The 16,186-nt window shown below is 35.5% G+C and carries 10 protein-coding genes; 6 read left to right on the top strand and 4 right to left on the bottom strand.

Annotation, left to right across the window (positions count from 1 at the left end; genetic code table 11):
- The first annotated feature begins 30 nt into the window (after nt 1-30).
- On the top strand, nt 31-756 hold the full coding sequence (locus ACFSO0_RS02535) for a hypothetical protein (protein WP_376875885.1): 726 nt from the start codon (nt 31-33) through the stop codon (nt 754-756).
- 343 nt (nt 757-1,099) lie between these two features.
- On the opposite strand, the gene ACFSO0_RS02530 is transcribed toward ACFSO0_RS02535, so the two are convergent.
- From ACFSO0_RS02530 to ACFSO0_RS02520, 3 genes are all read right to left on the bottom strand, one after another.
- Nucleotides 1,100-2,161, bottom strand: a complete 1,062-nt coding sequence (locus tag ACFSO0_RS02530) for a hypothetical protein (RefSeq protein WP_376875882.1) — start codon at nt 2,159-2,161, stop codon at nt 1,100-1,102.
- A 141-nt stretch (nt 2,162-2,302) separates the two neighbouring features.
- Nucleotides 2,303-3,412: a phospholipase D-like domain-containing protein gene (locus ACFSO0_RS02525; RefSeq protein WP_376875879.1), complete on the bottom strand. Its 1,110-nt coding sequence runs from the start codon at nt 3,410-3,412 to the stop codon at nt 2,303-2,305.
- A 34-nt stretch (nt 3,413-3,446) separates the two neighbouring features.
- A complete protein-coding gene (locus ACFSO0_RS02520; RefSeq protein WP_376875876.1) occupies nt 3,447-4,046 on the bottom strand; it encodes a PDDEXK family nuclease in 600 nt (199 codons plus the stop codon).
- A gap of 153 nt (nt 4,047-4,199) precedes the next feature.
- On the opposite strand from ACFSO0_RS02520, the gene ACFSO0_RS02515 reads away from it, so the two are divergent.
- From ACFSO0_RS02515 to ACFSO0_RS02495, 5 genes are all read left to right on the top strand, one after another.
- A complete protein-coding gene (locus ACFSO0_RS02515; RefSeq protein WP_376875873.1) occupies nt 4,200-5,420 on the top strand; it encodes a DNA methyltransferase in 1,221 nt (406 codons plus the stop codon).
- Between the two features lie 759 nt (nt 5,421-6,179).
- Nucleotides 6,180-7,040 (top strand): hypothetical protein, encoded by an 861-nt coding sequence (locus ACFSO0_RS02510; protein ID WP_376875870.1) that lies wholly within the window; start codon nt 6,180-6,182, stop codon nt 7,038-7,040.
- Nucleotides 7,041-7,160: 120 nt separating this feature from the next.
- Nucleotides 7,161-10,109, top strand: coding sequence for a DEAD/DEAH box helicase (locus ACFSO0_RS02505; protein WP_376875867.1), 2,949 nt, complete (start codon nt 7,161-7,163; stop codon nt 10,107-10,109).
- Nucleotides 10,110-10,593: 484 nt separating this feature from the next.
- On the top strand, nt 10,594-11,466 hold the full coding sequence (locus ACFSO0_RS02500) for a hypothetical protein (protein ID WP_376875864.1): 873 nt from the start codon (nt 10,594-10,596) through the stop codon (nt 11,464-11,466).
- Between the two features lie 391 nt (nt 11,467-11,857).
- Nucleotides 11,858-14,347 (top strand): N-6 DNA methylase, encoded by a 2,490-nt coding sequence (locus tag ACFSO0_RS02495; RefSeq protein ID WP_376875861.1) that lies wholly within the window; start codon nt 11,858-11,860, stop codon nt 14,345-14,347.
- Nucleotides 14,348-14,432: 85 nt separating this feature from the next.
- Here the strand turns inward: ACFSO0_RS02495 and ACFSO0_RS02490 are convergent, their stop codons facing one another.
- Complete coding sequence (locus ACFSO0_RS02490; protein ID WP_376875858.1) at nt 14,433-16,040, bottom strand: HNH endonuclease; 1,608 nt, start codon at nt 16,038-16,040, stop codon at nt 14,433-14,435.
- Nucleotides 16,041-16,186: the final 146 nt, after the last annotated feature.

Genomic DNA, 16,186 nt, shown 5'->3' with positions numbered 1-16,186 from the left:
CTCTTACTATTGAAAAAAGGTGGTTAAAATATGAGCGAACATTCTAAAATATTGGAGTATGTTGATGAATTTAAGATTTTAAGTGATTCTTATTTCAGATATTTGCACGATATAAAAGATAGGTACAAACTTGATGAGATGGACGCAAGGTTAACAACATTTGCCAAGTGCTGTAATGTTTTCAGTAACACCTTTCTATCTCTACAACATTTTGAATATAACTTAAAAAGGGACTCTTGGTATTTGGAGATTAACAACATAAGAATTAAGGAAAGAGATAAGCTACACTATGCCAAAGAATACTTTATGTTCATAAAGTTATCATGTCAGCTAATATACTTCTCATCTATTGAAAGTGGACTTCGTAACATATTAAGAGCATTAGACCCTAATGCCTGTAATAAAGGTACTGCGGAGTTTGAAAGTGTTTATAGAACTCTCCTAAATCGGTTGAATTTACGAGAGTATAAACCTGTCCTTGATTTACTAAGGTGTACTAGAAACACTGTTCATAACAATGGAGTATACTTTAATACCAGTAAAGAGGGGGAACAGATCTTTTTCAAGGGCAAGACATACTATTTTAAAAATGGAGAACCAATCAATTATGTTACTTTTGATTTTCTTATCGGATGTTTTACTGAAGTAGGTCATATGCTTTACAATATGTGCAAAAAAGGAAGGCTGTCTTCCATACCCTTCATACTTGATCCATATAAAGACTATTCAGTAGACGATATAAATGACATTCACTAAAAAATCATATAAAAAAATAAAAAGCATCCGGTTGGATGCTTTTTAGCGTAGAAACCACATCATTAAGACCACTAACAAAAACTCAAGAGTTTTTGGTGAAATCTCAAGTTTCATGGGCTTTCTACCTCCTCACTAGTATTAGTGGACCAACGTCCTTCGCTGGATAAAATCCTAGCGAATAGGAAAGGTTTCACAACTAATGAGGACAAGTAAATTATATACCCTTTGTGATTAGACTATCAATATGTACTAAAAAATATCTGTCACTTATGAAACTGCACACTGCGCTGTCTGTAACGGCAAGTTATTTTGTTTAATAGCAACAATAATGCACAATTTGTTACTATTTTGGCAAACGTGGACTTTCGAAATACTTAAGTAAGAATTGAAAGGAACTTGGTTTAGCTTTTAATATACTCAATACATGGTGTCTGACAGCATTGGCAGCGATAATCGCTTGTTGGGTATCGTCATATCCAGGATTAAAGCCCCCATGAGCAGTTCTATTTCGGACTTTATATGTGTTTTCAAGATAATCTGCTATCACTCCGCTTGTTTGGCTCCAATTACCCCCGATTTTTTGCGGAAGTTCTCGTCGGATTAGTGATATAAACGGTGTATCTTCGAGAATATTTTCAATTTCTTGAGCGGACTTTCCTTCTTCAATTAAGCAGCATTTATGAATGCTACGTAAGAAGCTTTCAACGGAAGCTTGAGCTAACATTACAGCTTCTTTATATGCACCAGAATCTCGTAGTCTAAACGAAGACAGCATAAGCTCTTCAGCAGTAATAAAGGGGTTTATTTCTTTACCTACTACGTTATGTGTGTACCATGCGATCAGACTAGACTGTTCTTCGTTAATAAGATTCTCATCAGTTGGAACATTCATATTAAGCATGTATAAAGCTTCATTTAAAACATTTCCATCCGGTATAGACAGGAGTCTCATAAGAGTTGTGGGCTCTAGCATAGCCAAGTTAACTCTGTAAATACTGCTGTACTTAGTAACAATTAAAAAGCTAACAATGAGGTCATTAAGCTTTTTGAAAGCCATTTCAAATACTTGACTCTTCCAGTCACTCTCAAAATTATGCTCCTCACTCGTTATGTATGCGACTTCCACGAACGAATATCTTTTGGGCAGGGTGATAGCATGTTCCAAAGAGGTGGTTACGACCTGTTCCATACGAGTGAAAGATTCAATGTTAAAAGCTATAAGAGCCTTGCTGTTATTATCTTCATGTAAGAAACTAAAAATTGTACGTTCATTTACTGGCAAGAAAAATGGAAGAGCAATTTTGAACTGCAAGAGTCTCTTCGCATTAATGCCTTTATGATCGCACACTGGTTTGAAGTGGATGTTGAAGTATTCTATGTCAGTGATGAAGTTGTTATCTTCCATTTAAATCTAATCCTCCTCATTATTAATACTAAAAACTTGCTCTTAATATGGATCTCCGCGTTGTCTGTCAAGGCATACGAAACCAATCTAGAATCAATTAAGGTAATGGGCAGTCATAGTCTGTCCATTACCTTGTTGATTTTACTTAGTATTATCAATTCTTGACTGTTCAGCATCCAGCTGTGCAAGTCCATCAATAATCTCTACCAATTTCTCTTTAAGTCTTTCTGCCAAACTAAACAACTCTCGAACATCGTCTTCAGCCTCCTCTGCCAATTCTCGATGATGTTCGAATGCTTCACTCTGTAAAACTTCCATTAAATCTTCAAGCTCTTCACTATCATACATTCGTTGATTCATTCTTTCGGCTAAGGTGGTATCGACGAATCCAGAACGATTAAATTGGGCAACGTTGTCCATCGGACGTTCATCCTCAAGAAGTTCTCGCATGGATTCTATGATATCGTCATCAATAAGTCTTGATAATTTTTCGAGTCCTTCGCTTTTTAGTGATTCAACTTCACCTTCAATATCGCTCAGTACATCAAGTAAGCCCGACATTGACTGTTTCGAAAGTCCTGGATCATTTGCATTATAGAATTCAAATTCATCAATATACCCTCCATAATTAAACATCTCCTCATGGAGAGTATCCATGGCCCTATTCAACTGTGTTAAAAGCAATGAGAATACGATTTTTAATTCGTTTATTTTATTATCACCGAAGTATTGAATCCCTTCGCCTTCAATTAAAGGTACAAGGACATCGATAATTGCCTTCACCATTTCTGGGTCTTTAAATAATACCCCGGTTTCACGACTATCACGACTTTCTGGAGAGTAGTTTGCCGATCCAATGTATGCAATATTATCTGTTAAGACAATCTTTGAATGATTCTGGAAATGGAAGAAAGTCTTTAGCCCCTCGTATTTCTCGGGATTCAACTTCTCTGTATAATTCTCAATACTGTCTCTTGCCTTCTCTCGAGGTGTCTTACCAAATTTCGGCTTTTCCTTTGGGTCATAGTACTTATCAAAGCGACTAGGAATATTCGTAACTACCCTGATATCTGCAGTCGTTGAATATTTTTGAAGTAAATTGTTCAACTCGTCACGTTTTTCAGAGATGTTGTAAGTCGCTACAAAAATAAACTTTGCATTTGGAAAATCATCTATGACCTCTTGATAGCCCAGTTCCCCTCTAGTTGTGATTAGTTCGATTTTACCAAAAGATATAACTTCTTTTGCCATAAGTATTCCCCCAAGGATATGTTTGTTGTACCAACTATACTAATGCTCTACCGTCTGTTCCCTTAGTCAGTTTGAATTTTTCATCATTAGTTACTCCATCGTGTTCAATCTCAATGACCCCGACAAATCCTTCAGTAACATCATATCGGGCTTTTGACCAGACATTGAAATAGGGGCTAAGTTCTCTGAAATTCCCTACCCTGTCAGTCAAAAATTCATACATCTCACGGGAAGGAAGGATTAGGACACCTCCAATTAGTTTTCCATTTAGAATCCCAGTAACAATCTTGTTAATTGCTCTATGGGATGAACTGATGTTTCCAGTCTCCCACTCTACTGCAAAGAATTTGTCACCTACAGGAAAAACAGCATCAATAGGTCCCGGTTTAGTATTGGTTACGCCAACATCAAGCCTGTATTCAAGCAGCCAGTCTTTTTGTAGAAGATACTGTAAAAAAGTATCTTTGATGGGCTTTACTCCATTAGCTTTCTTTTCACCATAAAGCAAGAACTGACCAGAACCAACAGGATTCTCCATTTTCACGATAGCTTCCTCAATTACTTCCAGAATCGAACCAATCTTTTGGCTACTCTGGCCGATGTCAACAAGCTGTACAAATTGTTTCAATTTCATTAGAATGTCCCCTTTTTTGTGATCCACATGGGATGTATTGCCATCTGGATCTCATCATAAATGTGATATTTGTATTTGTCAACATTTATTTTTGGGGCGCATTAACAAAGATCTGCTATTCGTTTATGTTATGATAAGAGTGGAGGTACTACTATGAAGAAGAATAGACTATACGAAATATTAGGAGTTAATAATGACTTGGAGTTAAAGGAATTTGCAAGGAAATCGGGAGTGTCTGTAAAGAAATTAAAATACTACTCTGAAGAGCTAATATTGCCTGCAGAAGATGATCTTCAAAAGATTTTGCAATCCTCTGGTCTTACTGAGCTAGAGTTTAAGCTAAAGTTAGGTATACTCGACAGAAAAATCATTTCTATACTCGGAGATAAAGCTTCCGAAATATCCCAGTTATTAGGAAACGACTATCCTCGTGAATTGCAAGATAACTTTTCAATTAAACCTTGTTTTCAAACTGAATTAGGGAAATTGTACCAAGCTGATTGTTTGCAACTCATGCGTACGTTGCCGAAAGAATCAGTTGATCTAATTTTTGCAGATCCTCCTTTTAATCTAAATAAATCCTATGAATCAGGAATAAACGACAAACTAAGTAAAATGGAATACTTAGATTGGACAGAAGAATGGGTATTAAGCTGCGTCAATCTCTTAAAAGAGGGTGGATCATTTTTCGTTTGGAACTTGCCAATTTGGAATACGTACATTTCGGAAATCCTTAACAGACACCTTACATTTAGGCATTGGATAGCTGTTGACATTAAATATAGACTACCAATACAAAACAGATTATATCCTTCTCATTACTCCCTGCTTTACTATACAAAGGGAGAGAAACCATCCACCTTTAACACCCAAAGGCTCCCCCTGGAAATATGTAGACATTGCGGGGGAGATTATAGGGACTACGGTGGGTACAAGGATAAGTTAAATATTAATGGTATCAATCTGTCTGACGTATGGTATGATATACCGCCAGTGAGACATAGTAAGTACAAGACTAGAGAAAGTAATGAATTATCTCTAAAGTTGCTTGATCGAATTATCAGTTTGGCTAGTAACGAAGGGGACTTAGTCTTTGACCCGTTTGGTGGAAGTGGAACAACCTATATCACAAGCGAGTTATTAGGTAGGAACTGGATTGGCTGTGAAATTGGTCCAATCAACACAATCATTAATAGATTTCAAGACATCCAATATCACAGAGAATATCTTGATAAAATTAGGCTAAGTACTAATAAGCTTTTTACCGAAGAGGCCAGAAGGTTGAGAGAGAAGAATGGTCATTGGCTACCCGAAACTCTAAATAAAAAAAAGAACGATAACAAAGCTCAACAACTAGATATTTTTGAAAAATAGATAGCAATATTTTAAGCTCTCTTAATATTTTATGGAGAGGACTCCTTTTGATGGTGGGATAGCCATAACAATCTGCACTGTTGTCATTCCTCATCTAGAAAAAGGATTAGGAAAGTTCATTAGGAGATGTAAAGGTTATTCTAATGAGTGTAATACTAGCTAGATTTTCAGAAATTGGGTATATAGAAACAGAGTCTATATACTTACATAATTGGAAACGAGATTGACTTGCTTTTGAAAAAGGATTTAGACGAAACAGTAATTTACATCTAGCTTAGGGGCTGTCCCATAAGTCATTATCTGATTTTTGGGTCCCCACTTTCACAGCATATAAGCATCCCGCCCCACTTTTGATAGTGAAACGGGATGTTTTTTTTGTTCGTTTTTAGGATTTAGCCATTCGGGATTACCCTTTTGGGACAGCTTCTTTTTTGTTCTTGAGCTAACACTAAACGAGTTTAGGGATAAAATACTATATATTGTGTTAAGTAATATTTGACACACAAAATATGGATGTGGTAAATTTTTCATAGAACGGGTGTTTGTAATGGTTTTTCAGTCTTATGAAAGCGGGGATGATGATGGCTAAAAGTAGTAGTCGAAAGGTAAGTAGTCCTAAAATGGCTACAAAAGCAGCTAAAGTTTTGAAGAACTCACGTTCAAGTACTACTTCAAAATCACTTGCTGGCTCGGTTTTAGCTCAAGCAAAGAGTAAGAGAAAGTAATTTTGACAAAATAGCTAAAAGGTGTGATTATTACTTGCTTTCATTTGTCGAGATGCAACCGTATCTACCAATTGTACTGTCCTTTGTCACTGCTACACTTGGATATATTGTGGGTATTAGAACGAAGAAATTTGAGAGACTCTATAGTCATGCTCAGGAAAATCTCAAAGATATTTGTAGTCCGATGTTTCATGAACTAAAAAAAATAAAGCGAGAAGAAAGTTCAGAACAACGGGAAGAGTTACTGAAAAGTTTTTTTGAAAAATATACTGATTCAACATCGAACGTGTTTAAACTAGCTAACAGGTTTATGCTTTCATGGTTTTATGAAATGGAAGAAGAATTCATTGGCTTTTTAAAGGATCGAGAGACCGAAAAGTGGAAAAGTTTTTGGTACAAGTTTGAAGGTTTCTATACCATGTTAGAGAACGAATATTATGCTAATTATGATCTTGTATATCGTGACTTCAGATGGATGCGTTCGATTTGGAAAGGGAACTCATTACTCAGAATTGTTCAAGAAATGATAAGATTTTTATATGAGATCTCTGTATTTATTGTAATTGTATCTGCATTCATTTTATATTTTACAATCTATGATTTATTTGTGGATACAGATCTCATCCCTAATGGAAGTATTCAAATTGCAATTATGGTAACTCTATTTTCTATAGTAATATGGGCTCTAATGAGCATTATTGCTAGTCATTATTTATCTATGACAAAATTAGACAGTAAGAAAAGTGTAATTGGGAAATTTTTTTTAAAGAGGTTTCCTAAAGTGTTTAGTTTCTATGATAAATGGCTCGGAAATCAACCTAAATGGGTAAAAGAAAAAATAAAGGTTCCTGAAATGTATCAGAAAGAGTACACAGAGTGTGATAAAAAATCATAATGGAGATAAAATAATGTGCAATCTTTTGCAAAACAGTTGTAATTCAAAATAATGTAATACGGTGGTCAAGAATTTTGAGCAGGAGCATTATATCTCATAAATATCTGTTAGGGAGGTAAAATGAGTTACTTTAGTAATTGTTATAATTCCCTTCGTTATCCAGTTGCAAGTGAGGATAGGTTTGGTTTGCGGAGAGCTCAACTCGGAGCGATACACGCTATTGCATCTCATTTTACACTTAGGAATGAACCTGCAATTGTTGTTATGCCTACTGGCGCAGGAAAGACAGCAGTATTAATGATGACTGCTTTTGTTCAAAGAGCGACCAGAGTTTTAGTTATTACTCCAAGCCGACTGGTTAGGAATCAAATTGCTGAAGATTTCAGTAACCTGGATGTACTGAAAAAAATTGGGGTTCTAGATCAAGAGGTGCACAAACCGAAAGTGTCAGAGGTTGTAAACATAATTAGTGATTCTTCTGGTTGGGATGCAATTCGAGAATACGATGTAATTGTATCAACACCAAAAAGTATTAGTCCTGCTTTTGAAAATATTGCCAAGCCACCTGAAGGGTTTTTTGATTTAATTCTTGTTGATGAAGCACACCATAGTCCTGCCGTGACATGGGAGGAAATACTAAAGTGTTTTCCCGATGCTCAAAAGGTTTTATTCACAGCTACACCTTTTAGACAAGATAGGAAAGAAATAAAAGGTAGGATTGTATATAATTACTCATTGTCCGAGGCTTATAAAGACAAAGTATACGGAAATATAGAGTTCATGCCTGTTAAGGCAGAAGGATATGATAGTAATGATATTGCAATTGCTGTAGAAACTGAAAAAGTGTTTTTGGATGATAAGGAAGCTGGTCTAGAACATTATGTTATGGTAAGAACCGAATCAAAAAAGAGAGCTAAGGAATTACAGGAAATTTATGAAAAAAATACAAAATTAAATTTACAAATGTTAAATAGCGATTGTTCATATAAGCATATTAAAAAAACAATTGAAAAACTGAAAAATAAAGAGATTGATGGAATTATCTGTGTTGATATGTTAGGTGAGGGATTTGACTTTCCTAACTTAAAGATTGCTGCAATACATACACCACATCGATCATTAGCAATTACTTTACAATTTATTGGGAGATTTGCTCGGACAAATGCCTCTAATATAGGAGTAGCGAAGTTTTTAGCAGTACCTTCAGAAATAAGAATTGAAACAGCGAAGTTGTTTCAGGAAGGTGCTGTGTGGCAAAAGATGGTAACCAACTTAAGCGAAAGTAAAATGGAAGCAGAAATAGAAGTTAGGGAACAGATTGAAAAATTCGAAGTTCCGGCAATTTATGAAGAGGAAGCAGACGATCTTTCATTGTATTCACTTAATCCTTATAATCATGTAAAGATATATAGGGTTAGTGATTTTGATATAGATGGAGATATTATCCTTCCAACTACGATGACATTAACTTTCAAACAAAAGAGTAAACAGTTGAACTCAGTAGTTTTTATTACGAAGGAAACGCAAAAACCTTTATGGTCTAATGTCAAAAAGTTTGAAAAAGTTGTATATGATTTGTTTGTGATTTATTTCGATATGAAAACGCAGCTGCTATTCATTTGTGCATCAAGAAAAACAGACGCGTTATATGAGCAAATAGCAAAATGTTTTACATCAAGTAACCCCAAGCCCTTACCATTAAGCTTGTTAAATAAAGTGCTAATAGATCTAAAGAATCCGGAATTTTTTAATGTTGGTATGCGTAATCGTGTTTTAAGTAGCAATACGGAGTCTTATAGAATTATTGCAGGAAGCAATGCACATAAAGCAATCAGAGAAACAGATGGTCGTCTGTATCACAGAGGACATTTGTTTGGCCGAGGGCTTGATAAGAATGGGCAGTTAAATACTATCGGTTTCAGTAGCTCTTCAAAGGTATGGAGCAATACATCATCTCAAATCCCACACCTTATTAAGTGGTGTCATGAAATTGCTGTCAAAACTTCTTCCAACAAAGAGGTTACAACCAACTCCGCTCTCGATCTTTTAACAACAGGAGAGATTGCAACAAAAATACCTGAAGGTATCATTGCTGCAAATTGGGAAAAAGAGGTATTTTTAAATCCAATGGAAATAACCTATGTTGGAAATGATGGTTTGTCAAGAAGAGTACCATTATTAGATGTTGATATTGAAATTGATAGAGCTAACTCAAGTGAAAATAAAATATCGGTTTCTTTTATCTCAGATGGATTAGATTATACTTTAGATTTCAAACTAAATGAGGAGACTTTTTTCCAGGCCATTGACGATGAAAAGCAAGTTCAAGTAATAAGAAAAAATTACTTTACCGAATATAGACTTCCACTTCTGGACTACTTAAACTCACGCCCGCTAAACTTTTATTTTGCTGATGGTTCAATGTTAGACGGAGTTAATCTCTTTAAAAATAGCCTGAATCCACTTGCTTTATTCAATCCAGAGCAAATTGAAGTAATTAATTGGGACGAGCAAAATGTAGACATACAAACCGAGTTTGGGGATTTAGAGTCTGGAAAGATAAGTATACATGATTTTTTAATGGAGTACCTCAAGTCAAAGAATTATGATGCGGTTTTTTACGATCATGGAAGTGGCGAAACTGCTGACTTTATTGCTATAAAGGACAACCAGTATAGACTAAGTTTTGAGTTTTATCATTGTAAAGGTTCTGGAGATTTAACCCCTGGAAATCGCGTCGGGGATGTTTATGAAGTTTGTGGACAAGCAGTTAAATCAGTGCAGTGGACACAAAGAAATAATATTTTACAAAATAAGCTAAAAAGACGTAAAGATAATAAGTTAAAACATAGAACACTACAGAACAGATTTATCGTTGGTAATGAAGAGATTTTAGACAAACTATTTGAACAGGCTAATTTAAAACACAACTCATACGAGATAATTATTGTTCAACCTGGGATAACCAAAGGAAAGCTTGATAATAAGATTGCGGAAATACTAGCTGCCGCAAACGATTATCTCATAGGTTCTGGTTGTCAAAAGTTAAGGGTTATGAGTTCAAGTTGAAATCTGTCAGGCTTCAAGGTTCAGCATCATGCTAGTGTGCTGAACCTGTTTGTTCTGGAGAAATATGTCGAGTTCTATGCATCATGATAAAAGGTTACCATTTTTAAATCGTCTAACGGGCGTGATAGCATGGCAAGGTTAAAGTTGAAGAGTGGCAATAACGAGTTAGAAATTGAAAGCTCAGAAGAAGTTATTAACAATCAGTTGGAACGAATTGAAAGCCTCTATTTGATGCTTTCTCGACGATATCGAAACTCGCGACAAACAAAAAACCGATAAGCTCACAATAGAGGATATTTTACAAATTGATTTCGGGGAATGGATAAAGAAAATGAAAGTTAAGACGGATAATGTAGTCCTTTTCCTTATTTAACTATTGGGTTTTAGCCAAAACGGCTATTCTACCCAATATGTGATCACTGAAGTACTATTAGAACCATATTAAAGAAATCTAGAAAAGCAAATTTTTATCAAGGAGAAGGTCATGGCTAAGAAATTTAAAGATCTGTTTCCCGATTATAAAGCGTACTCTAATGAAGATTATTTAATGAATAAAGTGACGTACCAATTACTGAAAGAGTTATCATTTAAGTTGCCAAAACTTTTAGCAGAAAGTGTTTACGTTCGTAAGGGATTAAACTTAAATGGTACGTTAAGAAACATGTGCGATATTGTTTCAGGATATACCAATAACGATAAGACCACGAATTGGGGATGGGATTTTATTATTAAAGATTTTGAAAACCAAATGCTCGATTTTCAGGACCTCAAATTTCATAAATTTATGGATTGTGTCGTAGATTTGAAAAAGTTTATTCTCAATCCTGTACAAGAATTTAATGATATTTTCGAAGAACATGATTTTGGCTACCGATTAACTGATGATCTAGAAAAGCCTTGGATTTGCGTAAACCCTAATATCGGGATGGTTATTCATATTAAGGAAGTTATAGCAACTACAAAAGAAGTTTGCAAGCAAACGGCTGACCATATTAAACAAGCAAAAGAGCAATTAACCAGAGCAACTGAAAGCAGGGCAAGAAAAGATGCCATAAGAGATTGTTTGTCTGCAATGGAAGCCCTTATGAAAAAGCTAACAAATACAAAAAGCATTGATGATGCTGACAGATTAATGCGTGCTGATAGAGAAACATGGGGTCCTAAAGTCATTGTAAGTGAGGGTATCAAGTTATGGAAATTGTTCCATGAAGATTACACCGATATAAGACATGGTGACTTTAATAATAGTGAAATCACATATGAAGAAGCGATATATTTTGTAGAAAGAATCTTATCATTCGTGAAGTATATCTCAACTCGCACAGTTGATGACAAAGAGATTGAGTTAATTTTTTAATATCAGATATTATGAACAACTAGCACTTGTTTTGTAGCTAATCTTTCAGAGGATAGGACAAAGTAGTTGAGGAAACTATTTTTAAGACTTAGAAATGGCACAGAAATGGAGTGCCCTCGTACCCATATAAAAGTAAGAGCAAAAGTAATATGTGCTTTTAAAAATTTCGTCGTTAGAACCATTACGCTGAAGATTTTCACACGTAGCACGTCAAACGGTCATTTTTATGTTTGTGAAGAAAATTGACCGTCCGACCCGTTACGCTGAGCCGTATCATAAGTGACGGCAACGGTTTTTTGGAAAGGAACGCGTGTTCTTATTTCTTTATTAACACTTTACAACGATTATGTTATAGTAAGATGTAGTACGTCATAGAAAAGGATTGATTTAAGTGGATCTTCGTACTGAAGAAGATGTTAAAATAAAGGCTGTTCTTCCGTATCTTAAGGAACGTGGCTTCGAAGAAAGCATGATGGATTTTGAAAAATCAATTGTAGTTCAAGAAGGACGAAAACAAAAAACAATCTTTGCTGATATTGTAGTATATCTTGAGAAATCAAAGAAAACTCCCATTGTGCTTGTTGAAACCAAGGCTCCCACTGAAGTAATAGGCAAAGCAGCCAGGGAACAAGCAATTTCTTACGCAAGATTACTTGATAAAATAGCTCCTTACGCTGTTGTTTCAAATGGATTGGGAACACAAGTTTACCACTCGATTACTAAAGATAGATTAGGAGATCTTCCAAATCGAAAAGAGATCACAAAAGATATTGTCTCAAACACCATAGGGCCTGCCTTAATTGCTTCATTACAAAAAGAAGCAAAACATGAACTATTTATAATTGATGATGTCCAAACATTCAAGAAAGTTTTGAAAAATTGCCATAATATTATTAGAAATAACGAGGGATACGATCCAGTTCAAGCTTTTGATGAGTTATCTAAAGTTTTGTTCTGTAAAATGTATGAAGAATTTAGTAATACTCAAAATAATCGCTTTCGTTTGTCAATATTTGATGATTTCCAAAAATCTAATGTAAATATAGTTAGAACAATATTCAGTGAGACTGTAACGAATCCACGGTACGAAGGTTTGTTTCGAGGTGATGAAACGATACTTCTACATGATCGTACGATTCGTGAAATTGTTGCTTCTTTTGAAGGTTATGATTTGTCTTTAACAGCCTTTGATGTAAAGGGAGAAGCATTTGAGTTTTTCTTGAGTGACACTTTCACTGGAGGATTGGGTGAGTTTTTTACTCCGCGTAATGTTGTAGAATTTATTGTTGACGCGATTGACCCTAAAATAGGAGACAAAATTGTTGATCCATTTTGTGGTACAGGTGGGTTTCTTATTTACGCCTTTGAGGTAATTAGTGAGAAAATTAGACTACAGGATTTTTCAGATGACCAGAGGGAAGCATGGCAAAAACAACTTTCTGAAGAAAGTCTATTTGGTACAGACTGGAAGGAGAGAACTGCTCAGGCTTGCAAAATGAATATGATTGTCCATGGAGATGGCCATAATGGGATTTATCTCCACCATGGACTAGAAAACATTGAAGGAAAAATTGAAGAAGGAAAATTCAATTTATGTTTGACTAATCCTCCTTTTGGTTCTATTGAAACAGATAAAAAAATACTAAATAAGTATGATTTAGGTAAGGGTAGAGAGTCACAGACAAGGGAAATTCTCGCCATTGAAAGAGCTATCCGACTAATTAAACCCGGTGGGAAAATAGGTATAGTAATGATTCACGGGCTTCTAGGAAACGAAAGTACACAATACGTCAGAAATTACATCCTGAAAACCTGCCAGATACTGGGGATAATAACTCTTAATGAAGATACCTTCCGTGGCTATAATGCTGGAGTTCGAACTTCAATCCTTTTTCTTGAAAAAAAGAAAGAAGCAGATGACGGTTCACAAAAACCAATTTTTATGTCAGTATGCCAAAATACTGGCTATTCTCCAACAGGACAGGAGATACCTGGTAACGAATTACCTGATATCCTAATGAGATACCAAGAGTTCATGAAAAACAAGAAACTTGAAAAAACTGATCGTTTGGGTTTCTTAATTGAGAGTATAGGTTTGGGTGCGAGATTAGATCCCCCATTCTATTGGGCTAATAAAGAGGATTTTGACCGCGGAAAAGTAAGTGAAAATGTTGTAAACACGTGGAACGAATTAACAAATGCTTTTAATTACGCTGATCAGGTAAAGGAATCATTAAAAATTGCCATCAAACAAAATGAAGTAGTTAATGGACAGGATTTGGTTCTTAAAACTGTTAAACTGAGTGATTTGCTAATAGAAGTCAAAAGGCCCGTAAAACTCGATCCGGATACGACCTATAGTTTATTGGGCGTGAAATGGTATGCAAAAGGAGCATTTCTCAGAGAAAATAAACTTGGGCGCGAGATTAAGGCCAGTACTTTATTTAGAGTTGAGACTGGAGATTTAATCTATAACAGATTGTTCGGATTTAAGGGCACCTTTGCTATGATTGGTGATGATTTGGATGGTTGCTATGTTTCAAACGAGTTTCCACTTTTCGTAGTACGGGATAATGTGAATATGGATAGGCAGTTATTAGCGAAATATTTACTCCTTTATTTCTCCAACCCAAAATTCTGGGAAAATGTCGAAAGGGTATCAACTGGATCAACAACAACAAGTAGGCTTAGACTTAACCAAAAAGTTTTTTTAAATATGCAAGTTAACATACCCTCAAATGAGGAAGATTTACAAAAAAGTGTTACAAGACTTCAAGCTTTCATTGAAGCAACAAACCAAATAACAGAAGCGTATGAAAAAATAAGGAATTTGTTGGAACAGTCAGGAGAGAGCTTATTGAGACTTAATTTTAATGAGTAGCATGAGTAAACCCTTGACGCAATCTTATAGAAAAAGGAAGACCAACAGTTACCACTGTAAAGTGGGAATGTTGGTCTTTGTTCATTCAACCGCCTAATAGATAATCAAGCGTTATACCATTAGCCATTACCTGTTGACCTTGCGGAGATTTACCAGTCTCAAAAATTACCTTCCAGTATTTGTAGTTTTGCTTACCTCCAAAAATTGTTGCCGAAAGATCACGGTTTTTCCAAAGTGATAGTAGAGTAAGGTTTCTCACACTCTTTGTAATAATATCCCATAAAGCGTCTGGAAACTTGTACTGGAACATAGCTGCCTCATTAATTACCATGTTTTGCATTAGGAAGTAACGCTTAATGACAGCTTTTATATATTCAAGCCAAGTGTACATGATTTCTTCTTTACCCATCCGATATGCTAATAGGTGGTTATCCGCAATATCCTCTCCAGATTGTACTCTGTTTTCAATACGGTTAGTACCAATAGCGGGATCAAACTTACCAATGTATATCTCGTCAGCAATGATATTCATTAACATAACGATTTGGGACTTCTCAAGGTATCTTGGATTTTCCCCCTCATCAATCTTGTAGTTTAGAGGTGTTTCAAGAATATCCTGATAAATAAAGAAGGAATAGAAAGTTTTTTCAATACTGCTGTACGATAAAGGCTTTTCTTTACCTTTACCACCAAAATCAATATAGTCCTTCAGTTTATTATCTGGGTGGTGGGTGATGCTGTCCCTTACATCATCTAATATGTATCGTTTAATTTCGCGTGATTCTCCACGGAAGAAATTGATTAGGTCTTGTTCAGTAAAATTAAACTCATCTTCATGTAAACCCACAGCCTTCTGGTAGCGGCTAATTCTCTCTTTGTAGAGGGAACTTCCAAGATGACGCTGTACAGATTTATCAAACGCTACTTGTCGTAAGCTTGTCCCAGCATTCGTATTGGTTGTGAGTAAAACGTCTGGGTCTGGATTGACAAATACCCGAACAGGAACCTCTTTCACGCCTAGTAGAATTTGAGCAGCCGTTTTGTGTTGACCGTCAAAAATATGAATAGTTGGGTTCTCGACGGTAGTATCAATCCACGCTAATGCAACGTGTAATTGAGGTCTCTTTTTGAAAAATTCCTCTACCAAACTATGCAGACTGGAACCGATTGCTCTTGGGTTGATTCTAAAGTCATGAAATAAGTATTGAATAGGTAGATTTACAAAGAAATACTCTGAATCACTGAGGGTATCCTTGTAAAGAGGAAGTCTATGAATATCATTATTCCCCATTTCAGGCAGTGAATATAAAATATATCCATCTTCAATTCTAAACCTAAATGGGAATTTCGCTCCCCCTGAGTCTTGAAGTACGTCATCAAGATTAGGGCTTCGGTTTTCTTGGCTAGCTTTTTCTTTAATCTTAGAAAACCTAGCCAAAACTCTAGCTACTCTTAAATCGGAAGCTTGCTTGCTTCTGTTACATGAAGAATGTGTTAATGCGAAATTCTCTGGAGAGTCTTTACCTCCAACCTTCAAAGGTTCGATATGATCAATATCAAGAGTGCTCTTGTGCAATACTAAGTCAATTTTTGTTCCGCAGATAAAACAATTATGTGCTTGAGAATCCCACAATTTATTTACTAATTCATCTCTTTGCTCTTGATTCAGTGAAGAAAGGTAACGAGAGTGCATCAATTGTGCTCCTTTCAAAGGAAGGTTATTGCAATTAAATGATACAGCAAGCAGTCTAATAATTTCCATATAATTCTGTAGTTTGTAACAGGATTAAACATGTTCTGACAAAAAATGAGCGCATCCCAGAGGATACGTCCAATTAT

The sequence above is a fragment of the Brevibacillus sp. GCM10020057 genome (assembly GCF_042683565.1).
Taxonomy (GTDB): Bacteria; Bacillota; Bacilli; order Brevibacillales; family Brevibacillaceae; genus Brevibacillus.
This window is presented reverse-complemented; position numbering and strand designations above follow the sequence as displayed.

Bases quoted from the DNA above. Each gene is read 5' to 3' on its own strand.
- ACFSO0_RS02500 (WP_376875864.1), top strand. From the start codon at position 10,594: ATGGCTAAGAAATTTAAAGATCTGTTTCCCGATTATAAAGCGTACTCT.
- ACFSO0_RS02505 (WP_376875867.1), top strand. From the start codon at position 7,161: ATGAGTTACTTTAGTAATTGTTATAATTCCCTTCGTTATCCAGTTGCA.
- ACFSO0_RS02515 (WP_376875873.1), top strand. From the start codon at position 4,200: ATGAAGAAGAATAGACTATACGAAATATTAGGAGTTAATAATGACTTG.
- ACFSO0_RS02490 (WP_376875858.1), bottom strand. From the start codon at position 16,040: ATGCACTCTCGTTACCTTTCTTCACTGAATCAAGAGCAAAGAGATGAA.
- ACFSO0_RS02525 (WP_376875879.1), bottom strand. From the start codon at position 3,412: ATGGCAAAAGAAGTTATATCTTTTGGTAAAATCGAACTAATCACAACT.
- ACFSO0_RS02520 (WP_376875876.1), bottom strand. From the start codon at position 4,046: ATGAAATTGAAACAATTTGTACAGCTTGTTGACATCGGCCAGAGTAGC.
- ACFSO0_RS02530 (WP_376875882.1), bottom strand. From the start codon at position 2,161: ATGGAAGATAACAACTTCATCACTGACATAGAATACTTCAACATCCAC.
- ACFSO0_RS02535 (WP_376875885.1), top strand. From the start codon at position 31: ATGAGCGAACATTCTAAAATATTGGAGTATGTTGATGAATTTAAGATT.